We start from the raw sequence: 24,880 nt of genomic DNA, 5'->3' as shown, positions 1-24,880 counted from the left end.
GGCCCGCCGAAGCGGAGATCATGGTGCCGATGCGGATGGCCTTTGCGGGGTCGGTCAATTCAGTATCCTCAGGCTGCAATGGCGACGCGCTGGCGCGTCTTGGCGCTCTCGATGGCGGCGAACACCATGGCGAGGCTGTTGATGTTGTCCGAACTCACCGTCTCGGGCGCCCTGCCCGCTTCGATGGCGTCGATGAAATCGAGCAGGACGCTCGCGTGGCCGCGGGTCTCGTCGGGGTCGGCAGGCGCTGCGACCTGCAGCGTCTCGAGCGGGCGGAAGAAGCCCTCGCTGCCGGCAACGATGTTGGCCTCGAACTTGTCCGCGCCGTCCCACAGCAGCGTCCCCTTCGAGCCGACGATCCGCCACGACGAGTCCCAGCTGGTATTGGCGCCCTCGGCGCTCCACGAGCCGCGATACGTGAAGAGCACGTCGTCGGAGAACTCAAAGATGGCGTTGGCCACCGAGCCATGCGCGTACCACGAGCTTTTCGGGTTGGCCTCGTGGCAATAAACGGCGAGCGGCTGCTTGCCGGAAATGTAGCGGGCGGCATCCAGCGTATGGATCGCCATGTCGACCAGCAGCACATGCTCCATCTCTTCGCGGAAGCCACCGAAATGCGCCCCGACGAAGAAATCGCAATGGATGGCGTTGAGCGTGCCGAGTGCCCCGCTTTCAATGGTGGCGCGGATACGGCGCACGCCTTCGTTGAAGCGCCGGTTCTGCACCACGGCGTGAACCCGTTTCGCTTCGGCGGCGAGCGCCACCAGCTCGCGTGCCTCGGCCATCGAGGTCGCCATGGGCTTTTCGGAAAGCACGTGGCAGCCGTGGCGCAGACCGGTAGCGACCACGTCGTGTCGCGCTCCGGGAATGACCACATCGAAGATCAGGTCGGGCTTGGTGCCGTTGAGCAGCGCCTCGAGATCGCTCTCGATCGCCGCGCGGTTGAGCCCGAACTCCGTCGCCAGCCTGGCGGCCGCGTCGGTGTTGAGGTCGTTGAGCCCGACGATGGTGATGCGGTCCTTGAGGGCCGGCGTCTCGGCAATCGCCTTGAGCCAACCCCTGGACATAGCTCCGCACCCGGCCAAAACGGCACGAAATGACAAGTTGATTCCTCCCAACGGGATGTCGGCGGCGCGTTGTCGCGTTCTCGCCAACGGTGTTCCGTAAACGTTTACGACGCTATATTCGGCATCACTTCCGTGTCAATAGATTTTCGTAAACGTTTCCAGTCGCCGTCTCGGCTGGGGAAAAATGGGGGAAACATGAAGGGGATCAGGCAGCTAGCCGAGCGGCTAGACATCTCCATCGGCACTGTCTCGCGCGCCCTGAACGGTCGGCCGGATGTCAATGAGGAGACACGCAAGCGCGTGCTCGAGGCTGCCGCCGAGTTCGGCTATGTCCCCAACCAGTCCGGCCGCAGCCTTCGCCAAGGCACGACGAACGCCATCGGCTTCATGATCGAATCCGGAAACGCCGGCGATAACGGCGACAACTTCTTTCTCGGCGTGGTCGACGGCGTACAAAGCGTGTTGAGCCGCCACCACCTCGATCTCGTCGTGCTCCCCTGCCCGACCGAGGAGGATCCAGCGCAGTATGTGCAGCGTATCGTGGCCCGGCGCCTGGTCGACGCACTGATCATTTCCGCGACGCACCGCAGGGACGCGCGCATCGAGTTTCTCAACAAGGCCCGCATACCCTTTGTTGCACTTGGCCGCTCCGGCACCAACGGCGACTATCCCTGGCTCGACCTGGATTTCGAGGACGTGGTCAACCGGGCCGTGGATCGGTTGGTGGCAGCAGGCCATCGCCGCATAGCCGTGGGCGTGCCCAGCAACGACATCAATCTAGGCTTCGTTTACCTCGACGGCTACAAGGCCGCCCTCGCCCGCCACGGCATAGACTTCGAACCCGGCATCGTCATCAGGGCAGCGTCGTCCGAGCAGGGCGGCTACCAGATCGCGCACGAACTGCTGGCCATGCCGGACCGGCCAACAGCCGTCGTGCTGATCTACGAGCAGATGGCCATCGGTCTCTATCGACGCCTGAACGAGGGGGGTCTGCGTCCGGGCCGAGACATCGCCGTGATCGGTTTCCGCGAGTCGCCGCTATCGCGCTTTCTTTCGCCCACGCTCACCAGCTTCCGCCTGTCGCTGCGCGACCTCGGTGTGGCCCTGGGAGAATCCCTGCTCGCCTCGATGCCCGCCTACGAGGAAATCTACCCCCAGGGGCTGGTCCAGCGCCTCTGGCCCATGGAACTGGTCGCCGGCGAAAGCGATGCCCATGGCATCAAAGGCGCCGCAGAAACCTGAGACGGCCGGGCCGGAGAACCGAACCCGCGACTAGCCGCCGATCGAGGTCGCAGCGCCCAGCACCTCGAACTTCGGCGTCACGCCCAGCCCCGGCGCATCCGAGGCTTTCATCGTGCCGTTGACGCGCTTGGGTGCGCCATCGGCGATGTCCACCGTGCCGTACGAGTTGAAGTCGGTGGCGGAGAAGCAGAGGCTTTCCGGCGTCGATTGCGCCAGGTGCGCGATGGTTGCGGTGACGATGTCGCCGCCCCAGGTGTCCTCGATGGTCATCGGGATGCGGTTGGCAACGCAGAGGTCCCGCATTTGCCTGGCCTTGGTCAGCCCGCCGACCTTGGAGATCTTGAGGTTGATGACGTCGAAGGCGTCCTCGGCGAGGCCCTTCTGCAGCATCCCCACCCCGTCGATATTCTCGTCGAGAACGAACGGCAGGGCCGTGCGGCGGCGGATCGAAACGCTCTCGTCGTAGCTCATGCAGGGCTGCTCGATATAGACGTCGAGATCGCGCACCGCGTTCACCACGCGCGCCGCATCGGCCATGGTCCAGCCGGTATTGGCGTCGCAGACGAGGATATCGGTCGGCTTCAGGATAGCACGGCAGGCCTTGATCCGCGCGATGTCGTCATTGGCGTCACCCCCGACCTTCAGCTGAAACTTCGTATAGCCCTCGGCCCGGTAGCCCGCGATCTTCTCGGCCATGACACCAGCATCTTCCTGGCTGATGGCACGGTAGAGCTTGATGCTCTCCTGCTCCGCCCCGCCCAGCAGCGTCTTCACCGGCAGTCCGGCGACCTTGCCCAGAATGTCCCAGCAGGCAATGTCTATCGGCGCCTTCACATAAGGATGCCCGCGCAGAACCGCGTCCATGTGCCGGTTGAGCGGCCCGAGCGCAGTGGGGTCCATGCCGATCACCTTGGGCCCGATCTCCTCGAGCCCGGCCCGCACCCCTTTGGCATAAGCCGGCAGGTAGGCCGAGCCGAGCGGGCAGCATTCGGCATAGCCGGTGACCCCCGCATCGGTTTCCACCGCCACCACGGTCGAGTCGAACACGTCGATGAAGTTGCCGCCGCTCCACTTGTAGCGGCCCTCGCGTAGCGGCAGGTCGACCTGCCAGTACTTGATCGCGGTGATCTTCATCAGAAGCGTCCTTCGAGCGGCCAGGTGTCGGAGAGGCGATAGCCCGCCGGCCACGGATCCGCGGGATCGAGCATTTCCTGCCGCGTCCCGGTGATCCAGGCCCGGCCGGAAATCACCGGAACGATGCCGGGCCTGCCCCCGACCTGGACCTCCCGCTCGATCCGGCAATGGAACTCGGAATCGATAATCGAGCGCCCGATGAAGCGCTCGCCGACCTGCATCTCGCCGCGCGCATGCAGCACCGCCATGCGGGCCGAGCAACCGGTGCCGCAGGGCGAGCGATCGATCTTGCCCGGCCGAATGGCCACCGCATTCTTGCCGCTCAATATCCCATTGGGGCCACGCTCCACCGGCGCGGTGATCTGGCAGAACGAGATATGGTCCCAGCCCGCATTCTCGGGATGAACAAACCCCAGCTGCTCATTGGCCGCCCTGGTGATCTTCATCCCGGTGGTGGCAAGATCGCGCGCCTCGTCCGGGGTCAGCGAGAAGCCGAGCCGCGCCGCCGATACGAACACGAAGCTGTCGCTGCCATAGGCGGTGTCGACGCGCAGCGAGCCTATCCCCTCCACCTCGATCATCGCATCGAGCTTGTCGACAAAGGACGGGTGGTTGGTGACGTGGATGCGCTCGGCCTTGCCATCGCGGCACTCCGCCATGACCTCGATCAGCCCGCCCGGCGCTTCCAGCACCAGCTTGGTGACCGGCTCCGTCATCGGCAGGATGCCGGTATCGAGCAGCACGGTCGAAACGCACATCGAGTTCGACCCCGACATCGGCGGCGTATCCTGCGGCTCCATCACGATCCAGCCCATCTGCGCCGCCGGGTTCTTCGGCGGCACCAGCAGGCTCACGTGGCGAAATACTCCACCCCGCGGCTCGTTCAGCACGAAGTTGCGCAGCGTTTCGTCGCTGGCGATGAAGTTGCGCTGCTCCCACACCGTAGCCCCGGGCGGCGGCGCCACCCCGCCGACGATGACATCGCCGACCTCGCCCTCGGCGTGGGCGGAAACGATATGCACGAGCTTGCTGGAACGCATGGAAAGCCTAGAGGACGGAGTTGAGGAACGCCTTGGTCTCAGGCGTCTGCGGCGCATCGAAGATCTGCTGCGGACTGCCGATCTCATGGATCTTGCCCGACTTGAAGAACGCCACGCGATCCGACACTTCACGGGCGAAATTCATCTCGTGCGTGACGAGGATCATCGTCATCCCCTCCCGCGCGAGCAGTCGCATCGTGTCGAGCACCTCACCCACCAGCTGCGGATCGAGGGCCGAGGTCACCTCGTCGAACAGCATGTATTGCGGCTCCATTGCCAGCGCCCGGGCGATCGCCATGCGCTGCTGCTGGCCGCCCGACAGCTTGCTCGGATAGACGTTGAACTTCTCGCCGAGCCCCACGTGCTCGAGCTGCTTCTTGGCGATCCCATCGGCCTCGTCGCGCGATTTGCCGAGCACCTTGCGCAGCGCCAGCGTGACGTTCTCCAGCACCGTCAGATGCGGGAAGGCGTTCCACTGCTGGAAGACGATGCCGATCTTCTGCCTGAGCTTGTTGAGGTCGGTGCCGCGCGCATGAACTTCCGTCCCATCGACGACGATGCGCCCACCCTGGATCGGCTCCAGCCCGTTGATGCACATCAGCAGCGTCGATTTGCCCGAACCCGAGCCGCCGATGATCGACACCACCTCGCCCTTGTTGACGGTGAGGCTGACGCCGTCGAGCACCGTCAGGCTGCCGAAGGTCTTGGTGACGTTTTCGATCTCAATCATTTTCGCGGAACCTCTGCTCGAGCCTGGCGCCCCAGCGTGATATCGGGAAGCTGATGAGGAAGTAGATCAGCCCGGCGATGAAGAGGATGAACAGCGGCTCGTTCTGCATCCGGGTGATGAGGATCTGCGAGCTCTTCAGCAGCTCGATCACCCCGATCCAGCCCACCAGTGCCGTGTCCTTCATCACGCCCAGCGCCAGCCCGATCCAGCTCGGCAGCATGATCCTGAGCCCGATCGGGTAGACGATCTGCGTCATGTCCTGCCACCAGGTCATCCCCAGCGAACGCGCCGCGCGGCGCGTGGTGATCGGCACCGCCAGCACGCCGGCCCGGGCAATCTCGGAGCAGTAGGCCGAGGTGTAGATCGCCAGCACCAGGCAGCTCACCGTGAACGGCGTGAACTTCAGCCCGAACATCGGCACGAACGAGTTGACCAGCACCAGCTGGATCAGCAGCGGCACTGAGCGGAAGATATCGAGCAGGAACCCCAGCCAAACGCTCGCCCACCAGGGCACGCTGGCGCGAAACACCCCGAAGATGACGCCGAGGATCGAGCCGGCACCCACCGCGATCAGCGTGATCAGCAGCGTCCAGCCCGCGCCTTGCGCGAGGAACAGGAGATCGGGGAGCGTGATTGCCGTCTTGAAGCCCATCGCGCCCTCCTAGTACCGGAACAGCCGCCAGCCGATCAGGCGGGCACCGAGGGTCACGATCTTGGCGATCAGGTAGTAGAGCATCGCCGCGATGGCGAAATACTCGAAGGTCCGGAAGGTGCGGACATTGAGCTCCTGCGTCACCCCGGTGAGGTCGCTGTTGAGCCCGACGACGACTCCCAGCGAGGTCATCAGGATCGCCCATACCGCCTGGTTGGTCATCGGATAGAACACCACTCGGAACATCTGCGGCAAAACGATCAGCCGGAATGCCGCGGGCGCCGAAAAGCCCAGCGAACGGGCGGCGCGCTCCTGCGTCTGCGGCACAGCGCGCAAGCCGCCGCGGAACGTCTCGGCGAGGTATCCGGCATTGTTGAAAGTGATGCCGGCGAGCAGCGCCGCGAAACTGGAGACATGGATGCCGAGCTGGCCGAGGCCGAAATACGCCATGTAGATCTGGAACAGCGCCGGCGTATTGCGGGCGATCTCCACCCAGGCAGCGCCGACGAAATTGAGCACCCTGCTCTTCGAGTTGCGCATCAACGCCAGCGCCACCCCGAGCGCCACGCCGATCAGCATCGAGAGCACAGCCAGTTGCAGCGTGACGAGCGCTCCCTCGAGCAGCTGCGGCAACACCTGGAACGCCGGTCGCCAATGGAAGGTGTACTTGAACATCGCTCCCAACCCCGAGTTCGTGCTGATCAAATCACTCTCGCGACCAAAAGGGGAGCGCCTCGGGCGCCCCCCTGGTCACGATCGCGCGCTTAGTAGTAGACGCCCGGGATCAACAGGTTCGGCGGCTCGCCCGGCCCGATCCACTTGTTGTAGAGCTCCTTGTAGCGGCCGGTGCGGATCTGCTGGTTCACGAACAGGTTGAGGTAGTTGATCAGCCCATACTCTTCGCGCAGCGAGATCAGCGACACGTAGTCGATCGCATAGGGAGCCGCGCCGCCGACCATCAGGTTGGAGAAGTTCGGGTCGTTGGCAGTGGCATAGGCAACCGTCGAGGTCACCGCGGTACCGTCGATCGCGCCCTGCGACAGCGCCAGGAACACGTCGGCCTGCGACTGGAAGGCCTGGAAGGTGCCCGCCGGATCGGCCCAGTTCTTCACGTCGTCCTCGAGGCGGATCGCCTCGTAGGTGCCCGAGGTCGAGCCGACCTTGTGGCCCTTGAGGCTGTCATACGAGTCGATCCCGGCATCCTTGCGCGTCACCACGTTGAAGGTGAAGGCGAAGTACGGAATCGAGAAGCCGATGGTCTTGCCACGCTCGAGCGTATCGGAGGTCGAGGCGACGCCGACGTCGGCACGACCGGAGACCAGCGCCGGGATGCGGTCCGGGAACGGTGTCTCGACATATTCGGCCGTGACCCCGAGCGCCTTGGCCAGATCGTTGCAGGTATCGACGTCGAAGCCGATCGGGTTGTTGCTCGCATCGCGCGACCCCATCGGCGGGAAATCCAGCACGATGGCGCAGCGCAGCACGCCCGAAGCGATGATGTCGTCGAGCTTGTCGGCAAAGGCCGGCGGTACCGTGAGCATGGTCAGGAAGGCTGCTGTCGCAACCAGCGGTGTCCACTTCATTCGTTAACTCCCCAGTTCCTCTAGGATGAGGGTCGGCAGGATTGCCGGCATCCATGCGACATAGTAGGCAAACTGTATGCAATGTGGCAAGCTACCCTCGACAGGCGGGATTTCATGACGTTTCGCAGCTTCGACGCAGCGGCAGTTACGGCAGCAACCCCCTGGGCCAAGCTGCTGGAAGCATTGGAAAAAGCCTTCGCTTCGCCGCATGTCGCGCCCGACCGCCACATCCACACGATCGCTGTTCCGGGCGCCATGGATGGCACCGGCCTGATCATGCCGGCATGGATCGAAGGCGAGCATTACGGGGTGAAGCTCGCTAACATCTTCCCCTCCAACGGCACGCTCGGATTGCCCGCCGTCAGTGCCGCCTACGTCCTGTTCGATGGCCGCACCGGGCAGATGCTGGCGCTCATCGACGGCGGCACGCTCACCGCCCGCCGCACTGCCGCCAGCTCGGCGCTGGCGTCGGCGAAGCTTTCGCGCCCCGATAGCGCGACCCTGCTGATGGTCGGCGCCGGTCGCCTCGCTCATTTGCTGATCGAGGCGCACCGCACCGTGCGCCCGATCGAGCGCGTGCTGATCTGGGCCCGCCGGCCGGAACAGGCCAGCGCCCTCGCCGCCGAAACCGGCGCGCAGGTGGTCGACGATCTCGACGAGGCGCTCGGCGTGGCCGACATCGTCTCCGTGGCCACCCTCTCGCGTGAACCACTGATCCGCGGCGCGAGGCTGCGCCCGGGGACTCATCTGGACCTCGTCGGCGCCTTCACGCCGCTGATGCGCGAAACCGATTCGGTGGCGGTCGCCCGCTCCACGGTCTTCATCGATACGCTGGGCGGCGCGCAGGCCGAGGCAGGCGACCTGCTCCACGCCATAACCGAAGCCCGCTTCGCCTGGACCGACGTCGCCGCCGACCTCGCGGCGCTGGTGACCGGCGCCCACCCCGGTCGCACCCGGGCAGATGAAATCACCCTGTTCAAATCGGTAGGTGCAGCGATAGAGGATTTGGCTGCGGCGCGCCTCGTCGCGGCGGCCGGAGACAAGGACTGAGTGCAATGGCCACCAAGCGGACCAAGAGGATCAAGGCCCCTACCCCCGGCGAACCGGCGCACGGCTTCGGCGCCATCCTGGTGTTCGAGCGCCTGCGCGACGAGATCCTGTCCCTGGAGCTGCGCCCCGGCCAGCTGATCGACGAAGCCAACCTCGCCGAGCGCTTCAACGTCTCCCGATCGCCGGTGCGCGAAGCGCTGGTGCGGCTCGCGGCCGATGGCCTCGTGCAGACCGTCCCCAACAAGGGCACCGTGGTGACGCCGCTGAACCTCGACGAGTTCCCGAACTATGTCGACGCGCTCGACCTGATCCAGCGCGCCGTGTTCCGCCTCGCCGCCCGCTTCCGCACCGAGGAAGACCTCGTCACCATCCGCGCCGCCAACGAGGAGTTCCGTCGCCGCGTCATCGCCAACGACGCACTCGGCATGATCACCCAGAACGCCAAGCTGCACCTCGCCATGGCCGCGGCCGGCCGCAATCGCATCCTCACCGACACCTACCGCCGCATTCTTGATGAGGGCCGCCGCACCCTGCGGCTCTACTTCCGCTCCTACGGCGACAGCCTGCCCGAGAGCCTCCGCGACGCCCACGACGAGCAGATCGCCGCCATCGCTGCGCGCGACGAGGCGCTCGCTGAGCGGCTGGCGCACGAGCACGCCGAGGAAGTGCACCAGCGCTTCCTGCGCTACATGAGCGAGCGCAACTCCGCCGATCTGAGCGTCACCTACGAGCCCTGATCCCGAGCCAATCTGCCGCGCGCAGACGTCGCAGTTTGCGTTGTACAGTGATTGTCGACAAACTGCATAATCTTTGCTAACACCCTCGCCAGTCCCAACGGAACCCAGCGATCATGTGGCAAGGCATACTCCCGGCAGTCACCACCAAATTCACCGAATCGGGCGCGCTCGACTTCAAGGAGATGGAGCGCTGCTTCAAGCTGCAGATCGATGCCGGCGTTGACGGGCTGATCGCCTGCGGTTCGCTCGGCGAAGGCCCGATGCTAAGCCACGACGAGCGGCTCGACGTCTTCCGCGCCGTGCAGCAATCGGCCGCCGGCCGCCCCGCCCTGCTCACCGTCGCCGAAGCCGGCACCCGCGAAGCCTGCATTCTGGCCGAGCGCGGCGCCAAGGCCGGCGCGTCCGGCCTGATGGTGGTGCCCTCGACCGTCTACCACACCAACCGCGACGAGACCCTCGCCTCGCTCCGTGCCGTGGCCGAGGCCTCCGACCTGCCGATCATGGTCTACTCGAACCGGCTGGCCTACCGCGTCGACGTCACCAACGACATGCTGCTCGAGCTGGCCGAAGACCGCCGCTTCGTCGCCGTCAAGGAGAGCTCCGACGACCTGCGCCGCACCACCGACGCGGTGGTGAAGCTGCAGGGCAAGATGGCGGTGTTCACCGGCGTCGATAACTACGCCTTCGAGGCCCTGGCCGTCGGCGCAGTCGGCTGGATCGCCGGCCTCGTCGTGGCTTTCCCCAAGGAAACCGTGGCCATCTACAAGCTGATGCAGCAGGGCCGCCAGGCCGAGGCGCTGGCGATCTATCGCTGGTTCCGCCCGCTGCTCGACCTCGATGTGTCGACCTACCTGGTGCAGAACATCAAGCTGGTCGAGGCCCTGGTGATCGGCTCCAACGAGCGCGTCCGCCTGCCCCGCAAGCCCATCTCCGGCGCCGACCGCACCCGCATCGAGGGCATCGTCAACACCGCCCTCGCCACCCGCCCGGAACTGCCCGCCTACTGAGCCGCCAGGCCGCCGCGGTAGCGGCCCTGCCCTCCGACGATGAGCACCGTCTCGTCGTTGGGCGCTCGCGTTTGCTGCGCTGTCAGCGGCCATTCAGGCGCGACAGGTTACCCTCGCCGTTGTCGTATGGAGGACGGCGATGCGCGACTACATCATTCACATGCCCAGGGGCGACGCCTGGCGCCTGACCATGTTCAGTGCCAACGCCCTGACCACGCTGCCGGCGCTGCGGGTCGTCAGCCTTTCGCCTCGCCATGAAGTGCGGATCATCCGAACCTCGATTGCCACCGCCATGAAGCTCGCGATCCTGTTCCCCGGCTGGCAGATTCGTGCCCTCACCGGACAGTCCCGGCGGCGCGTGTCACGCCGGCCAGCACTGCTCCAGGTTGCCGTCTAGGGTTTCTAGCATCACGAAATTCTCGCCGCGCGTGCGCTTGGCCATGTCGACCGCGGCCCGCAGCGCTTTCTCCGAACTGCGGTGATAGCCGAGCACCGTCCGCCCGACGCTGAGCGTCCAGGTGTCTCGACCTGGAGAAATAACGAACCGCAATCCTTGCATGCTGCCGAGCCCCCGTCCTGCTGCCCAGCTACCCTGTCGGAACCGCCGTTATCCCCTCGTTAACTACGTAGGGGGTTGCACGAACGGGGGAACGAGGGCCCGTTCGTGCCCTGAGGGTCAGGCTGGCTGCAGATCGCCCTGCTGGTCGTCGGCCTTCTTGGCCGGCGGGAAGGCCAGCGCCATACCGGCGGCGGCGAGGCCGACGGCGGCCGAAGCGATGTAGAGCCACTGGTAAGTGCCGAACGTGTCGTAGAGCCAGCCGCCGCCCACCGGGCCGAAGGCCATGCCGATGCTCGACGTCATGGTCGCGGCGCCCAGCACCGTGCCCATGACGCGCGGGCTGAAATACTCACGCGCCAGCACCGAGTAGAGCGGCATCACGCCGCCATAGGCGAGACCCAGCACCGATGCCAGCATGTAGAACTGCGACACTTCCCTGAGGTAGATGTACGCGAAAATGCCGGCCGCCTGCAGCGCAAGGCCGCCCACGATCACCTTGCGCACCCCGATCCGGTCCGCCAGCGTGCCGAACAACAGCCGCCCGAACAGCCCGGCGATCCCCTCGACCGAGTAGATGAGCGTCGCCGCGCCCAGCGACGCGCCACAAATCATCGCATAGCTGACAGTGTGGAAGATTGGCCCCGAATGGGCGGCGCAGCAGAGAAAGAAGGTCCCGGCGAGGACGATGAACTGCGGCGTCTTGAGCGCCGACCAGGCCGCCGACTGCTTGCGCGGCGCTGCCCCACCAGCGGCGGGAACCGGAGCATCGAGAACCGCTGGCGGCCGGCGGATCAGCAACGTCGCCGGAATCATCACGATCAGCGCGCCCATCGCGATCCACAGCATGGCGCTGCGCCAGCCATAGCCCTCGGTGAGGAAGCCCGCGAACGGGGTGATCACCATCGGCGCTACGCCGCCGCCCACCGAAACCAGCGACACCGCAAGGCTGCGGTTCTTGTCGAACCAACCCAGCGTGGTCGAAATGATCGGCGCAAAGAACGCCCCACCCGAAGCGCCGACCAACCCACCATAGGCGAACTGGAACACCCACAACTCCCTGGCGTTGCTGGCGATGACGAGCCCCAGCCCGAGCAGCGCCGCGGCCATCAGCACCACCGGCCGCGCGCCGATGCGATCGCTGAGCGTCCCCCAGCCAAACCCCGCTACGCCCATCACGATAAAGCCGATGGTCATCGCGCCGGAAATACCGGCACGGCTCCAGCCGGTCTCTTCTGCAATGGGTTGCAGATAGACGGGCAGAGCGAACATCGCGCCCATCGCCACACAGGTGATCACCGCTCCCGCAGCGACGATGACCCAACCATAACGACTGTTCATTCTCGGTTCCTCCGGACGACTCTGCCATCTAGACGAATGGCAGGCGAGCGTTTCGACATACGGCTGACAATTTCGTATCGACACCACCGCAGGCGGTCGGCTTCACAACCACTTGTATTGTGCAAGTGGTATACCCAGATCAAAACTGCTTGTAAACTGCAAGCGGATAAGTCGGAGCAGAGCAGCTGTGGATTTGCGATCGGGATGCCCCATCAACCTATCCGTCGAGGTGCTCGGGGACCGCTGGAGCCTTGTGGTGCTGCGCGACATGATGTTCGGCAACCTGCGCACCTATGGTGAGCTGCACGGCAACTCCCTCGAGGGTATCGCCACCAACATCCTCGCCGATCGCCTGAAGCGCCTGACTGAGGAGGGCATGATCACCGCCGCGGCCGATCCGGGCCACAAGCAGCGCACCATCTACAGCCTCACCGAGAAATCGATCGCGCTGGTGCCGGTAATGGCGGCGCTCGGCACCTGGGGCACGCAGTTCCTGCCCGCATCACCGCTGTTCGCGGCCCGCTCGATCGCCCTCGAACAGGGCGGACCGCCGATGTGGGCCGACTTCATGGCCGAGCTGCGCCACCTCCACCTCGGCGCCCCCGCCACCACCCGCTCCGTGCATGCAGAACTGCAGCAAGCCTTCCGCACAGCCGAGGCCGCGCTCGCCGAGGGCGAGACGAGCCCCTGACCCGTGCCGGCTGGAACACCGCCACGGCCGCCCTCAACGCCTGCCGCGTCCCGACACCGATCCCGCCTGCGACCCTGAGTTGCCGCTGTTTTCAGTCTGCAGCTTCCGCCAGCGCGCCAGCCGATCGGCGTCCAGCGTTCCCGCCGCGATCGCCGCCTGTACCGCGCAGCCCGGTTCATGGCTGTGCGTGCAGTTGCGGAACTTGCACAGCGGCGCCAGCTCGGTGATCTCGGCGAACAGCGTGCCGATGCCGCTGGCCACGTCGCTCAGTTGCAGCGAGCGTATGCCGGGCGTGTCGATCACCCAGCCCCCACCCGCAATCGGATGCATCGAGCGCGACGTGGTGGTGTGTCGCCCCTTGGCGTCATGCTCGCGAACCGCGCCGGTCTCCTGCACCGCACCTCGTCCGACCAGCGAGTTCACCAGCGTCGACTTGCCCACGCCGGACGAGCCGACCACCGCCACGGTCTGCCCCGGCCCGCACCATTCCGACAGGATGCTCGCTGCACCGGCAAGCCGCGGGTTCAGCGTCACCACCGGCAGGTCGCGCTGCAACTCGGCCGCCTGCCGCTGATACTCGGCCGGATCGTCCGCGACGTCGGCTTTTGTCAGCACGATCACCGGCGCCGTCCCGGCCTCGTTGGCGAACGCAAGGTAGCGCTCGAGCCGCGCAACGTTGAAATCGGCATTGCACGAGGTCACGATGAACAAGCTATCGACATTGGCAGCCGCCAGCTGTGGCACCCTCCGCCCCTGACCGGTCCGCTGCAGCAATGTCCTGCGCTCGAGGCGACGCGTCAGCAACCCGCTCAGCGGGTCAACCAGCACCCAATCCCCGACCGCGAAATCCCCGGTATTGGTGCGCGGCGGCAGTCCCAGCGCGCCCGACCCACCCTCCAGCATCACCTCGAGTTCGGTACGATGCACCGACGCGATGCGCCGCGGCATCAGCGCGGTTTCGTCAGCCTCGATCTGCTCGTCAAAGAACTCCGACCACCCCAGACTCTGCAACAACCGGCTGGCCTCGCTATCCCGCATCCGTATCCCTTTGATTGCGCCCAGCGGCGCCCGATCCCGCCGCCAGATGGGGCGGGTGCGAAGCTACCACGCCCGCCAACCCAGTCCCACCCGGATCCTACAGTTTCGCCGGTCAGATCTCGCCAGCCGGCTCGCGAGTGCCCGCCGCTTCGTCAATCGCTCGACTGTGCTCATATCGAGGGCATTCTGTGCCCACGCGCCAATCCTGCGCATAAATGTCGCTACGCCGACATCAATGCACACATCTGGGTGGGCGACGCTCCAAATCTGTGCATGATGTTTGGACGAGCATCGAGGACCACCCCTTGCAGCAGATCTCTCCCGTCGCAGCAGTGCAGCGTGCCTTTGCGGCACTGCGTGAACACGATGACAGCGCGCTGTTCATCGGCCTCAAATCCGAGGCCAGCGCTCTCGCCGAAGCCCAGGCACTCGAAGCCGCCGGCCCTGCCGGCAAGCCGCTGTTCGGCCTGGTCTTCGCCGTCAAGGACAACATCGACGCCGCCGGCCTCCCGACCACCGCCGCCTGCCCCGATTTCACCTACTCGCCCGAGCGTTCCGCCTTCGTCGTCGCCCGGCTCGAGGCAGCCGGCGCCATCGTCCTCGGCAAGACCAATCTCGATCAGTTCGCCACCGGCCTCGTCGGCGTGCGCTCGCCCTACGGCGTGCCGCGCAACGTGCAGCGCCCCGATCTCATCCCCGGCGGCTCGAGCTCCGGCTCAGCCGTCGCCGTCGCCGCTGGCATCGTCGATTTCTCCCTCGGCACCGACACCGCGGGCTCCGGCCGCATCCCCGCCGGCATGAACGGCATCGTCGGGCTGAAACCGACCCTCGGCCTGTTGTCCGCGACCGGCATGGTCCCCGCCTGCCGTACCCTCGACACCATCTCGATCTTCGCCCGCGACATCGCCATGGCCATGCGCGTTGCCGAAGTCGCGGCCGGCTACGACGCCGCCGACGCCTACTCGCGGCAGCTGCCGGCCCCCACGCTGTCGGCGCGGTCGCCCCACCCGCGCATCGGCGTGCCGATCCCGGCCCAGCGCAAGTTCTTTGGCGATTCCGCCGCCGAGGCCTCCTATGCCGAAGACCTGCAGCGCCTCGCCGCCCTCGGCGCCGAGATCATCGAGCTCGATTTCGAGCCGCTGCACGCCGTCGCCCGCCTGCTCTACGAAGGCCCGTGGGTGGCCGAGCGCTATGCCGCCACCAAGCGCCTGCTCGAAACCAGCCCCGTCTCCTTCCACCCAGTGACGCGAACGATCATCGAAGGCGCGCGCGGCCTCACCGCGGTCTCCGCCTTCGAGGCCACCTACAAGCTGATGGACCTGAAGCGCGCCGTGGAGCCGCTCCTCGCCAACCTCGATTGCCTCGCCGTGCCCACCGTGCCGCGCGCCTATACCGTCGCCGAGCTCAACGCCGACCCCATCACCCTCAACTCCAATCTCGGCAGCTACACCAATTTCGTGAACCTGCTCGACATGGCCGCCATCGCCGTGCCGACCGGCACCCGCAGTGACGGCCTGCGCGGCAGCATCACGCTGATCGGCCGCGCCAACAGCGACGGCCACCTCGCCGGTCTCGGCGCTGCGCTGATCGGCGAAGCCGCCGCCGCTCCCGCCCGCGCCAACCCCGGCCGCATCGAAATCGCGGTGGTCGGCGCCCATCTCTCCGGCCTACCCCTCAACGGCGAACTGACCGCGCTGGGCGGCGGCTTCATCCGCACCGCCGACACCGCACCCGACTACCGCCTGTTCGCCCTTCCCGGCACCACCCCGCCAAAACCCGGCCTCCTCCGCGTCGCCGCCGGTACCGGCACTGCCATCGCCACCGAAGTTTGGTCGCTCGACCCCGCCGGTTTCGGCGCCTTCGTCGCCAAAATCCCCGCCCCCCTCGGCATCGGCACCCTGCGCTTCGCCGACGGCACCACCGCCAAAGGCTTCCTCGTCGAAGCCGAGGCGGTCAACGGTGCACGCGATATCTCGGAATTCGGCGGCTGGCGGAAGTTCCTGGCCAAGGCCTCAGTCTAGCGGTGACCCACCGGTCTACCTTCTCCCCTTGTGGGAGAAGGTGGCGCGCAGCGCCGGATGAGGGGTCCGCAACCTGAGGTTGGGCGATCGGAGCGTAGCGACGAACGACGGTGTGCGCGGAGACACCCCCTCATCCGCCCTTCGGGCATCTTCTCCCACAAGGGGAGAAGGCGCTCCCACACCGCTGTGGCTGTTCTGCACTATCCCCGGCTCAACCGCTCATAAGCATCGCCGACGATCGCAATATGCTGCCGCATCGCCGCCTCGGCCTCACCCCGATCCCCGCGCAAGATCGCCTCGACGATCAGCCCGTGCTCGGTATGCGACTGCGCCAGCCGCCCACGCGCGCCGAACTGCGCCCGCCGGAACGGCTGCAACCGCTGCCGCGTCGAAACGGTGATCTCGCGCAGGTAGCCATTGTGCGCCCCGTCATAGATCGCCGTGTGGAACGCGTCGTTCGCCTCGGCATAGCCCGTCGCGTCGCCGGCCCGGACGATACCGGCCATCGCGCTGTGCTGTGCATCGAGCGCGTCCCGTTCCGCAGCCGTCATCATCACGGCGCAGAGCCCGGCGCACAGCGCCTCGAGATACCCCATCACCTCGAACATCCCGGCCAGTTCCGCCGGCGCCGGCTTCGCCACCAGCGCCCGCGCATGCGGCTTCTGGTCCACCAGCCCGCTCGCCGCCAGCAGCCGCAACGCGTCGCGCACCGGCGTGCGCGACACCGCGAACTCACCGGCCAGCAGCGTCTCGTCCAGTGGTGTGCCCGGCTCCAGCTCGCCGGCAATGATGCGGCTCGCCAGCACGCGGCGAATTTCCTCGCCGGAGGTGCGTTTCAGCATAGTCCCCTCTAGTCTCAGTCACTTCTTGGCGCGCTTCCGAACCGGAAAAGTCTGCAACTCTTCCTGAAAGCGCTCTAGTCGTCGATGACGCTGACATGCGCCGCGGCGACACGCCAGCCATCCGGCATCCGTATCCACGTCTGCATCTGCCGTCCAACCCTGCCGGGCGCATCGTCGCGGTAAAACAACGTCGAGGCCGTGGCCACGTCCCGGCCATAGGTGGTGATGACCGTCTCCTCGAGCCGCCGCGACAGCCCCGCCGATGGCCGCGACAGCCGGAACTCCCGGATCGCCTCGATGCCATAAAGGTTCTCGCCGATGCCGTAGCGGATGGTCACCGGGCTATCGAGGAACAGTTCGTCGAGCACCGCCACGTCATTGCTCACCAGCGCCGCCTCATAGCGCGCGAACACCGCCTCCACCTCGGCAACGACAGCCGGATCGTTGATGATCATCACGCCGAGACCGCATCCCGCAACGCCGCCAGCGACGTCACCCAGCCGACAATGCCGCCCTGCGCCGCAATCATCGCCAGCGTTGCCGCCTTGAACTCGGGGAAATAGCTCTCTGTCGCATCCTCGATCAGCAGGCACTCGTAGCCGCGATCGTTGGCCTCGCGCATCGAGGTCTGCACGCAGACCTCCGTCGTCACCCCCGCAAACACCAGGTGCGTAACTCCGAGTTCCTGCAGGCGCTCGTGGATGCCGGTAGCCCAGAACATCCCCTTCCCCGGCTTATCGATAACGATCTCCCCATCCACCGGCGCCAGCGCCTCGACGATCTGGTTCCCCGGCTCCCCCGCCACCAGCAGCCGCCCCATGGCCCCGGTCTCCCCGATATGAAGGCGCGGGTTGCCCCGCCGGATCTTCGAGGGCGGGCAGTCGCTGAGATCCGGCTTGTGCGCCTCGCGTGTGTGGATCACCAACCAGCCCCGCCGGCGGAACAGCCCGATCAGCGCCGCCGTCGTCGGGATAATCGCCTCGAGCCGCGCCACGTCGTTGCCGAGCGAATCCCCGAACCCACCCCGCTCGATGAAATCGCGCTGCATATCGATCACCACCAGCGCGGTGTGCGCCGGGTCGAGCTCGTAGGGATAGGGCCGCGATGGAACAGAGATCATTGGCGGACGCTGACGATGAAGGAGCCGCGGCAGGGGATATGGATGGCCAGGTAGTCGGGGGGGCCGACGTGCCACTGGCGGTGCGGTGAGAGGCTGGTGCGCTCCGTCCCGCCAAACAGTATGGTGAGGGGGCCTCGCACCCTGCCACGGACCCAATTGAAGGCCCCCTCACCCGGCGCTGCACGCCGCCAGCTTCCGCCCCAAACCCGAGGTTTCGTCTGCCCTGTCGCGGCTACAGCGTCCATCTCAGTGTCCCGCCATGTGTTGACCGATGGTATTCCGGTCGGTGTCCTCGATGCGCGACACGTAGTTGATCGTGCCGCCACTCATCACCGCCACCCGGTCGGCGAGTTCGAGAATCTCGTCGAGGTCCTCGCTCACCAGCAGCACCGCCGCGCCGCGGTTGCGTTGCTCCATGATCTGGCTGCGGATGTCCGCCACCGAAGCGAAATCCAGCCCGAAGCAGGGGTTGGCGACGATCAGCACATCGACATCGCCGCTGAGCTCCCGCGCCAGCACCGCGCGCTGCACGTTGCCGCCCGACAGCGTCTCGATCGGTGCATCCGGCCCCTGCGTTTTCACCCGGTACTTGGCGATCAGCTCTTTCGCCTTCTCACGCATCGGCCCCGGCGACATCCACCAGCCGAGCTTGGCCACCGGCGGCTTGTCGAACGAGCGGAACGCCAGGTTTTCGGCCACGCTCATCCGCGGCACCGTGGCGTTCTTCAGCGGCTCCTCGGGCAACCCGAACACCTTGTAGCGATCGAACGAACCGCGCTTCGGCTGGAACTGCTCGCCGTTGATGAAGATCGCGCCATCCGATAGCGGCCGCTGCCCCGAGAGCGCCTCGACCAGCGCCGATTGCCCGTTGCCCGAGACCCCCGCGATGCCGACGATCTCGCCCGATTTCACCTTGAGGTTCACCGCCTTGATCGCCGGCAACCCGTCATTGTCCTCGGCGAACAGTCCGGCCAGCTCCAGCCGGTCGGCCCCCTCATTGTGCTTCTTCCGCGCCGCGCGCTCGAGGATCGTGGTGTCGCCGATCATCATGTTGCTCATGTCGGGCACGCTCACCACCTTGGCGTCACCCGCGCCGGTGAAGCGGCCCCGCCGCAGCACGGTGAAGTGGTCACAGAACGCTTTCACCTCGCGGAACTTGTGCGAGATCATCAGCACGGTGATCTCCTTCCGATCCGCCATGCCGCCGAGCAGCCCCAGCATCTCGTCGGCCTCGCCCGGCGTCAGCACCGAGGTCGGCTCGTCCAAAATCATGAAGCGCTGGTCGAGATAGAGCAGCTTCAGGATCTCGAGCTTCTGCTTCTCACCCGCCGACAGCTGGCTGGTCTGCGTGTTCATCGGCACCCGGAACGGCATCTGCTCCATGAAGGCGTCGAGGTGCTTCCTCTCTTTCGCCCAGTCGATGATCGCAGGCGCATCGGCGCGCGAAATCACGAGGTTCTCCGCCCCGGTCAGGCACGGCACCAGCGTGAACTGCTGGTAGACCATGCCGATTCCATTGGCTCGCGCGTCACGCGGCGACTTGATCGAGACCTCCCTGCCGTCGAGCGTCACCTGCCCCTTGTCGGCGCTGTAGAAGCCCATGATGCACTTCACCAAGGTCGACTTGCCGGCACCATTCTCGCCGAGCAGCGCATGGAACGACCCCGCCTCGACCTTGATCGACACATCGTCGAGCGCCACCAGCGGCCCGAAGATCTTGGTCATCCCGATAGCTTCGAGCGACGGAGCGCGACCTTCCATCACAGCACCTCCATCAGCGCGGTAGAGGTCGAAACAGCGCCGAACACCCCGCCCTGCATCTTGATCATGTCGATGGCGGCGAGGTGGTTGTCGTACTTGGTCGCGGCACAACAATCCTCGAGCAGCACACACTCGAAGCCACGATCGTTCGCTTCGCGCATCGTGGTGTGGACGCACACATCGGTAGTGATCCCCGTGAGCACGATGTTGCGAATACCCTTGAGCCTCAGGATCAGCTCGAGATCGGTGGAGGCAAACGAGCCCTTCCCCGGCTTGTCGATGATCGCCTCGCCCGGCAGCGGCGCGAGCTCGGGGATGATCTCCCAGCCCGGCTCGCCACGCACCAGGATGCGCCCCTGCGGCCCCTGATCGCCGATGCCAGCCCCGATCCGCTGCGAGCGCCAGCGCTTGTTGGCGGGCAGGTCCGAAAGGTCGGGCTTATGTCCCTCGCGGGTGTGGATGATCGGGTAACCCTTGGCCCGAAAGGCCTCGAACAGCCGCTTCAGCGGTTCGATCGGCGCACGGGTCAGCGAGATGTCGTAGCCCATGGAGTCGACATAGCCACCGGGTCCGCAGAAGTCGGTCTGCATGTCGATGACAACAAGCACCGTGTTGTCGGGCCTCAGATCCCCGTCATAGGGCCACGGATAGGGCGTCGAGGCGATGGTCTTGCCACCGGGCAGGAAGGCAGCGTCGATCCGTTCGTCGGCAAGGCTCATTCTGCGGCCTCCTGGAATTTCTCGCCGTAGCGGCGTGTGGGCTTGGCAAAGCCGGAGGGCGTCCCGTCCGTGACCTTGACGCTCGCTTCCCACGGCAGCCGGTACTGCCCGGCAACGAGATCGTGCATGAAGGTGTACGGGCAGTCCTGCGCGCCGCCTTCGACGGCGGTGAAGCCGCGGTGGCCGAGCTGGTAGATGTTGTTCTCGACGCCCCAGTTGGCGCGCGCCTCGCGCACCAGGTCGGGCCGCACCTCGGCGGTGATGATCTCGTCAGCCCGGCCCGTCACGCCCTCGGCGATGATTGTGCCGTCGAAATCGACGATCATCGCCTCGCCCATCGAGTCGAACGTGCCGTCCGACCCGCACATGCAGACGTTCGCCGTCACCATCAGGTTGTGGAACGAATTGGCCTGGTTGGTGAAGCGCCAGGCCTGCCGGATCGGCGCGGTGTAGCCCGCGGTGCGGAGCATGACCTCGGCCCCCTTGTATGCCGCCTCGCGCGCCATCTCGGGGAACATCCCATCATGGCAGATGATGAGCGAGAGCTTCGAACCCTTCGGCCCGTCGATGACGGGGATGCCGAGATCACCCGGCTCCCATGGCTCGACTGGCACCCACGGATGGAGCTTGCGGTAGTAGAGCTTCAGCTCGCCCTGATCGTCGATGATCAGCCCGGAATTGTAGGGGTTGCCGCCCGGGTTCAGCTCCATGATGGAGAAGCACCCCCAGATGGCGTTGGCCTTGCACGCCGCCTTGAACGCAGCGACTTCCGGCCCATCCAGCGTGCACATGATCGCCGGGTTGGTGTCCATCGACAGCCCGTGCAGCGCGTATTCGGGGAACACCACGAGGTCCGTGGTGCCCAGATTGCGCCGCGCCTTGCCGACCATGTCGACGATACGCTGCGTCTGCGCCGCGAGATCCGCCGGCGTCACCACCACCGGCAGGTGCAGCTGCACCAGCCCGATCACCACGCCATTGTCGGATTTGTTGAGACCGCCCAGGCCGCTCATCGTGACGCTCCTATTTGGTGATCGACAGTTCGCCCGGCACATCCCTCGCCGAGGCCTTGGAGCCGGCGGAAATGATCATGATGATCAGCGTCAGGATGTAGGGGGCGGCGTTGAAGAAGTAGTAGCCCTGCGAGATGCCGATCGATTGCAGCGACGGGCCAATCGCGCCGGCGGCGCCGAACAGCAGCGCCGCAAATATGCACTTGATCGGGTCCCAGCGCGCAAAGATCACCAGCGCCACAGCCATCAGCCCCTGCCCGGAACTGAGCCCCTGGTTCCAGCTGCCCGGATAGTACAGCGACAGGAACGCGCCACCGATGCCGGCGAGGAACCCGCCCGCCGCCGTCGCGAGAAACCGCACCAGATCGACCGACACACCCATCGCCTTGGCCGACGCGGCGCTGTCGCCGGTCATCCGCACGATCAGGCCCCACTTGGTGTTCTTGAACGCCCAGAACATGAACACCGCCAGCGCGATGCCGACGAAGAACAGCGGGTTGACCTGCAGCGCCTGCGCCAGAGCGGGATTGCCGGTCCAATCGCCGAGCGGAATGGCGTCGAGCCGCGGCGCGGTAGGCTGGATGAACGGCTTGCCGAAGAAGAAGGCGATGCCGGTGCCGAAACTCATCATGGCGATGCCGACGGCGATGTCGTTCACCTTAGGCAGCTTGCAGATATAGCCATGCAGCGCCCCGAGGAAGAGGCCGGAGCCGCCGGCCGCCAGCACGCCCAGCCAGGCATTGCCGGTGAGATAGGACACCGCATAGGCGACCATCGCGCCGAGCACGAGGTTACCCTCGAGCCCCAGGTTGATACGGCCGGATTTCTCGGTGAGCGTCTCGCCCAGCGCCACGAACATGAAGGGGGTCGAAACCCGGATGGCGCCGCCGAGCATGGCGATGAGGACGGTGACCAGCGCGTTGTCCATCAGGTGCGATCCCCCGTTGCCTTGGGCTGAAACAGCTTGAAGCGGCCGTAGAACGTCTCGGACACCAGCAGCACCACGAACATAATGCCCTGCAGCACCAGGATCGTCGCATCCGGCATCCCCATGCGGCGCTGGATCACCCCGCCTGCCGCCGCCAGCGCGCCGAACAGGATGGCGACCGGGATCACCGCGAGGGGATTCTGCCGCGCGAGAAAGGCAACGAGGATACCGGTGAAGCCATACCCTGCGACCAGCGAGGCATTGGCCTGCCCATGGATCGCCGCCACCTCGAAGAAGCCGGCGAGCCCCGCGCAAGCCCCCGCAATGGCGCAACAGATCACCATCAGCCAGCCTACGGGCAGACCTTGTGCCCGTGCCGCCCTGAGGTTGCCGCCGGTCATCCGCGCGGCAAAGCCGAACGTCGTGCGGCTCATCAGCACCCACAGCAGGATCGCGAGGACAACACCCGCCGCAAAGCCCCAGTGCACATCGGTGCCGGGGATCGATCCGATCCGATAAGCATCGCCGATCGGCATCGTCGAAGGCTTGTTGGCCGAAGCCGGGTCGCGCAGCGCCCCCTCGACGAAGAAGTTCATGATGGCGATGGCGATGTAGCTCATCAGCAGCGAGGCGATGGTCTCGTTGACCCCGCGCGAGTATTTGAGCCAGCCGGTGAACCCGACCCACAGCCCGCCGGTCAGCATGCCGGTCGCCGCCATGATCAGCAGCGTCACCGGCACCGGCACGGCGTTCGCAACCAGCGGAATGGCAATCGCCGCCGCCGTGAACCCGCCCAGCACCAGCGCGCCCTCGCCACCGATCATGGTCAGCCCGATCCGCGCCGGAATGGCGAACGCGAGCCCCGTCAGGATCAGCGGCGCAGCGCGCTGCAGCGAATTCTGGATGGAAAACGAGGAACCGAACCCACCGGTCCAGATCAGCCCGTACAGCGTCAGCGGATCCTTGCCGATGATCAGCAGGAACACCGCGAAGATCAGCCCGGAGACGATCACCGCACCAACCGGAATGGCGAGGGACTCCGCGAAGCGGAGCAACTGCATGTTCGATCCGGTCTTGGCCGGGATGGCTGTGGTGTCGGCGGTCTGAACGGTCATGCACTGCTCCGTTGGCCGGAGGGTGGGGCCACCCCCACCCTTGATCCCTCCCCACAAGGGGGAGGGAGACGACTGCTGCTTCGGAGTGCCTTATCTCCCGGCTCTTGCGCCTCCCTCCCCCTTGTGGGGAGGGTAGCGCAGCTAGCCGCAACGCGGCCCAGCGGAGCTCGGGTGGGGGTAAGCCACACGCTCCGATCTGGAGCCTCAGGTGATCGAACCCTGCACGCCCTCGAGCAGCCAGTTCATGCCGTCGAGATACGGGTCGTAATTGTCGTAGTCCTTGTCGACCACGACGTGGCCGGCATTGTCCTTGAGCGTGCCCTTGTAGATCGGCGCACCCGCGACCAGCGCCGCGATCGCCGCATCGGCCGCCGCGATGGCCTCGGGCGTCGCGCCTGCGCCATAGGGTGTGTTGCGCAACATGTCGTTGTTGTAGCCACCGACGAGGAAGTTCGGCGGGGTTTTGCCGGCCGCGATGTCGTCGGCGTAGGATTTGTAGATCGTCTCCCACTTGTACTCGGCGCCGGTGATGAAGCCCTTCGGCGCCAGCGGCGCCTGCGAGGCGTTGTGGCCGGCGGTCTTCACGCCGCGGCCCTCGGCGGTCTCGATCACCACCTTGGGGCTATCCACGTGGCAGGTGATGACTTCGCAGCCGGCATCGACCAGCGCGTTGGTGGCTTCCGCCTCGCGCACTGGCAGGCTCCACTCGCCGGTGAAGATCACCTGCACCGTAGCGTTCGGGTTCACCGACCGCGCGCCGAGCAGCACCGAGTTGATGTTGGACAGCACCGACGGAATGGGCTTCGCCGCCACAAACCCGATCTTCCCGCCCGACGACAAGCCGGCAGCGACGCCGTTCACATAGTGCGCTTGGTTGAGGTACGGGAAATACGAGCCGGCGTTCTTCGGGTCGGCGTCCTTGTTCCACAGCGGCGCCGCATGCCGGAAGGTCACATCCGGATACTTCTTCGCCATGTCGACGACGAACGGGTTGTAATAGCCGAACGAGGTGGCGAGGATCAGGTTGGCGCCATCGAGGTTGATCATCGACTCCATGGACTTGGCCACGGCGTCGGTTTCGGGCACGTTCTCTTCTTCCACCACCGTGATGCCCGGCAGTGCCTTCAGCGACTCCACCGAAACGGCGTGCGCCTGGTTCCAGCCGAAATCGTCCTTCGGCCCGACATAGACGATGCCGAGCACGACACTGGTCTGTGCTTTGGCGATCCCGAACGGCAGCGCCGACGCGGCAAAACCGGCTGCGCCGGCTTTGAGCAGTGTGCGGCGAGAGATAGCGTTGAATGTCATGACGTCTTCCCCTGGATTGCACCTTTGGGCGCCGCCTCGCGGCCCAGCGCCGGTATCCGAGGGAGTCAATGCAAACCATGTGCCAAGGCGAGATCGCCGCGCGCCGAAGATTTTCAGCCAGCAATTTCAGCTGGTTGGGCAGAACCGGCCCAATATTCGGCTTGCCCGGCGGCAGGGATGAATGC

Annotated in this window: 25 protein-coding genes; 7 read left to right on the top strand and 18 right to left on the bottom strand. The window is 65.9% G+C overall.

Annotation, left to right across the window (positions count from 1 at the left end):
- Nucleotides 1-68: 68 nt before the first annotated feature.
- Entirely contained in the window at nucleotides 69-1,103 is a 1,035-nt protein-coding gene (locus tag AC1DV8_RS22015) for a Gfo/Idh/MocA family protein (RefSeq protein WP_477158934.1), read from the bottom strand.
- A gap of 159 nt (nucleotides 1,104-1,262) precedes the next feature.
- On the opposite strand from AC1DV8_RS22015, the gene AC1DV8_RS22010 reads away from it, so the two are divergent.
- Nucleotides 1,263-2,309 (top strand): LacI family DNA-binding transcriptional regulator, encoded by a 1,047-nt coding sequence (locus AC1DV8_RS22010; protein WP_477158933.1) that lies wholly within the window; start codon nucleotides 1,263-1,265, stop codon nucleotides 2,307-2,309.
- 30 nt (nucleotides 2,310-2,339) lie between these two features.
- Here AC1DV8_RS22010 and AC1DV8_RS22005 read toward each other — a convergent pair whose 3' ends face one another.
- The 6 genes from AC1DV8_RS22005 to AC1DV8_RS21980 all read right to left on the bottom strand — a co-directional run bounded on the left by AC1DV8_RS22005 (nucleotide 2,340) and on the right by AC1DV8_RS21980 (nucleotide 7,448).
- Nucleotides 2,340-3,443: a cis-3-hydroxy-L-proline dehydratase gene (locus AC1DV8_RS22005; RefSeq protein ID WP_477158932.1), complete on the bottom strand. Its 1,104-nt coding sequence runs from the start codon at nucleotides 3,441-3,443 to the stop codon at nucleotides 2,340-2,342.
- A complete protein-coding gene (locus AC1DV8_RS22000; RefSeq protein ID WP_477158931.1) occupies nucleotides 3,443-4,483 on the bottom strand; it encodes a trans-3-hydroxy-L-proline dehydratase in 1,041 nt (346 codons plus the stop codon). The genes AC1DV8_RS22005 and AC1DV8_RS22000 overlap by 1 nt, the downstream gene beginning before the upstream one ends.
- A gap of 7 nt (nucleotides 4,484-4,490) precedes the next feature.
- On the bottom strand, nucleotides 4,491-5,213 hold the full coding sequence (locus AC1DV8_RS21995; RefSeq protein WP_477152198.1) for an amino acid ABC transporter ATP-binding protein: 723 nt from the start codon (nucleotides 5,211-5,213) through the stop codon (nucleotides 4,491-4,493).
- The gene (locus AC1DV8_RS21990) at nucleotides 5,206-5,865 is read right to left on the bottom strand and encodes an amino acid ABC transporter permease (RefSeq protein WP_477152197.1); all 660 of its coding nucleotides are present in this window, start codon (nucleotides 5,863-5,865) and stop codon (nucleotides 5,206-5,208) included. Before AC1DV8_RS21990 ends, AC1DV8_RS21995 begins: the two co-directional genes overlap by 8 nt.
- 9 nt (nucleotides 5,866-5,874) lie before the next feature.
- Complete coding sequence (locus tag AC1DV8_RS21985) at nucleotides 5,875-6,540, bottom strand: amino acid ABC transporter permease (RefSeq protein WP_477158935.1); 666 nt, start codon at nucleotides 6,538-6,540, stop codon at nucleotides 5,875-5,877.
- Between the two features lie 89 nt (nucleotides 6,541-6,629).
- On the bottom strand, nucleotides 6,630-7,448 hold the full coding sequence (locus tag AC1DV8_RS21980; protein WP_477152196.1) for a transporter substrate-binding domain-containing protein: 819 nt from the start codon (nucleotides 7,446-7,448) through the stop codon (nucleotides 6,630-6,632).
- Nucleotides 7,449-7,562: 114 nt separating this feature from the next.
- On the opposite strand from AC1DV8_RS21980, the gene lhpI reads away from it, so the two are divergent.
- The 4 genes from lhpI (at nucleotide 7,563) to AC1DV8_RS21960 (ending at nucleotide 10,639) form a co-directional block, all read left to right on the top strand.
- Nucleotides 7,563-8,498: a bifunctional Delta(1)-pyrroline-2-carboxylate/Delta(1)-piperideine-2-carboxylate reductase gene (gene lhpI / locus AC1DV8_RS21975; RefSeq protein WP_477158930.1), complete on the top strand. Its 936-nt coding sequence runs from the start codon at nucleotides 7,563-7,565 to the stop codon at nucleotides 8,496-8,498.
- 5 nt (nucleotides 8,499-8,503) lie between these two features.
- Nucleotides 8,504-9,235, top strand: a complete 732-nt coding sequence (locus tag AC1DV8_RS21970; protein WP_477158929.1) for a GntR family transcriptional regulator — start codon at nucleotides 8,504-8,506, stop codon at nucleotides 9,233-9,235.
- A gap of 113 nt (nucleotides 9,236-9,348) precedes the next feature.
- The gene (locus tag AC1DV8_RS21965; protein ID WP_477158928.1) at nucleotides 9,349-10,242 is read left to right on the top strand and encodes a dihydrodipicolinate synthase family protein; all 894 of its coding nucleotides are present in this window, start codon (nucleotides 9,349-9,351) and stop codon (nucleotides 10,240-10,242) included.
- Nucleotides 10,243-10,381: 139 nt separating this feature from the next.
- Entirely contained in the window at nucleotides 10,382-10,639 is a 258-nt protein-coding gene (locus AC1DV8_RS21960) for a hypothetical protein (protein ID WP_477158927.1), read from the top strand.
- Nucleotides 10,640-10,918: 279 nt separating this feature from the next.
- On the opposite strand, the gene AC1DV8_RS21955 is transcribed toward AC1DV8_RS21960, so the two are convergent.
- Nucleotides 10,919-12,139, bottom strand: a complete 1,221-nt coding sequence (locus tag AC1DV8_RS21955) for an MFS transporter (RefSeq protein ID WP_477158926.1) — start codon at nucleotides 12,137-12,139, stop codon at nucleotides 10,919-10,921.
- A 256-nt stretch (nucleotides 12,140-12,395) separates the two neighbouring features.
- On the opposite strand from AC1DV8_RS21955, the gene AC1DV8_RS21950 reads away from it, so the two are divergent.
- Nucleotides 12,396-12,830: a winged helix-turn-helix transcriptional regulator gene (locus tag AC1DV8_RS21950; RefSeq protein ID WP_477158925.1), complete on the top strand. Its 435-nt coding sequence runs from the start codon at nucleotides 12,396-12,398 to the stop codon at nucleotides 12,828-12,830.
- A gap of 33 nt (nucleotides 12,831-12,863) precedes the next feature.
- Here AC1DV8_RS21950 and rsgA read toward each other — a convergent pair whose 3' ends face one another.
- Nucleotides 12,864-13,868 (bottom strand): ribosome small subunit-dependent GTPase A, encoded by a 1,005-nt coding sequence (rsgA, locus tag AC1DV8_RS21945; RefSeq protein WP_477158924.1) that lies wholly within the window; start codon nucleotides 13,866-13,868, stop codon nucleotides 12,864-12,866.
- A 305-nt stretch (nucleotides 13,869-14,173) separates the two neighbouring features.
- On the opposite strand from rsgA, the gene atzF reads away from it, so the two are divergent.
- Nucleotides 14,174-15,889, top strand: coding sequence for an allophanate hydrolase (gene atzF, locus AC1DV8_RS21940; RefSeq protein ID WP_477158923.1), 1,716 nt, complete (start codon nucleotides 14,174-14,176; stop codon nucleotides 15,887-15,889).
- 200 nt (nucleotides 15,890-16,089) lie between these two features.
- Here the strand turns inward: atzF and AC1DV8_RS21935 are convergent, their stop codons facing one another.
- From AC1DV8_RS21935 to AC1DV8_RS21895, 9 genes are all read right to left on the bottom strand, one after another.
- On the bottom strand, nucleotides 16,090-16,731 hold the full coding sequence (locus AC1DV8_RS21935) for a GntR family transcriptional regulator (RefSeq protein WP_477152187.1): 642 nt from the start codon (nucleotides 16,729-16,731) through the stop codon (nucleotides 16,090-16,092).
- A gap of 74 nt (nucleotides 16,732-16,805) precedes the next feature.
- Nucleotides 16,806-17,186: an oxalurate catabolism protein HpxZ gene (gene hpxZ / locus AC1DV8_RS21930; RefSeq protein WP_477152203.1), complete on the bottom strand. Its 381-nt coding sequence runs from the start codon at nucleotides 17,184-17,186 to the stop codon at nucleotides 16,806-16,808.
- Entirely contained in the window at nucleotides 17,186-17,851 is a 666-nt protein-coding gene (locus tag AC1DV8_RS21925) for a cysteine hydrolase family protein (RefSeq protein WP_477158922.1), read from the bottom strand. The genes hpxZ and AC1DV8_RS21925 overlap by 1 nt, the downstream gene beginning before the upstream one ends.
- Nucleotides 17,852-18,097: 246 nt before the next feature.
- Complete coding sequence (locus AC1DV8_RS21920; protein ID WP_477158921.1) at nucleotides 18,098-19,612, bottom strand: ABC transporter ATP-binding protein; 1,515 nt, start codon at nucleotides 19,610-19,612, stop codon at nucleotides 18,098-18,100.
- Nucleotides 19,612-20,331, bottom strand: a complete 720-nt coding sequence (gene biuH, locus AC1DV8_RS21915; protein WP_477152184.1) for a biuret amidohydrolase — start codon at nucleotides 20,329-20,331, stop codon at nucleotides 19,612-19,614. Before biuH ends, AC1DV8_RS21920 begins: the two co-directional genes overlap by 1 nt.
- On the bottom strand, nucleotides 20,328-21,344 hold the full coding sequence (locus AC1DV8_RS21910; protein WP_477158920.1) for a formamidase: 1,017 nt from the start codon (nucleotides 21,342-21,344) through the stop codon (nucleotides 20,328-20,330). Before AC1DV8_RS21910 ends, biuH begins: the two co-directional genes overlap by 4 nt.
- Nucleotides 21,345-21,354: 10 nt before the next feature.
- The gene (locus AC1DV8_RS21905; RefSeq protein WP_477158919.1) at nucleotides 21,355-22,272 is read right to left on the bottom strand and encodes an ABC transporter permease; all 918 of its coding nucleotides are present in this window, start codon (nucleotides 22,270-22,272) and stop codon (nucleotides 21,355-21,357) included.
- Nucleotides 22,272-23,387, bottom strand: coding sequence for an ABC transporter permease (locus AC1DV8_RS21900; protein WP_477158918.1), 1,116 nt, complete (start codon nucleotides 23,385-23,387; stop codon nucleotides 22,272-22,274). The genes AC1DV8_RS21905 and AC1DV8_RS21900 overlap by 1 nt, the downstream gene beginning before the upstream one ends.
- 204 nt (nucleotides 23,388-23,591) lie before the next feature.
- Complete coding sequence (locus tag AC1DV8_RS21895; protein ID WP_477158917.1) at nucleotides 23,592-24,695, bottom strand: BMP family ABC transporter substrate-binding protein; 1,104 nt, start codon at nucleotides 24,693-24,695, stop codon at nucleotides 23,592-23,594.
- Nucleotides 24,696-24,880 lie beyond the last annotated feature (185 nt).

Source organism: Devosia sp. P3_B2, assembly GCF_056402875.1.
This window is presented reverse-complemented; position numbering and strand designations above follow the sequence as displayed.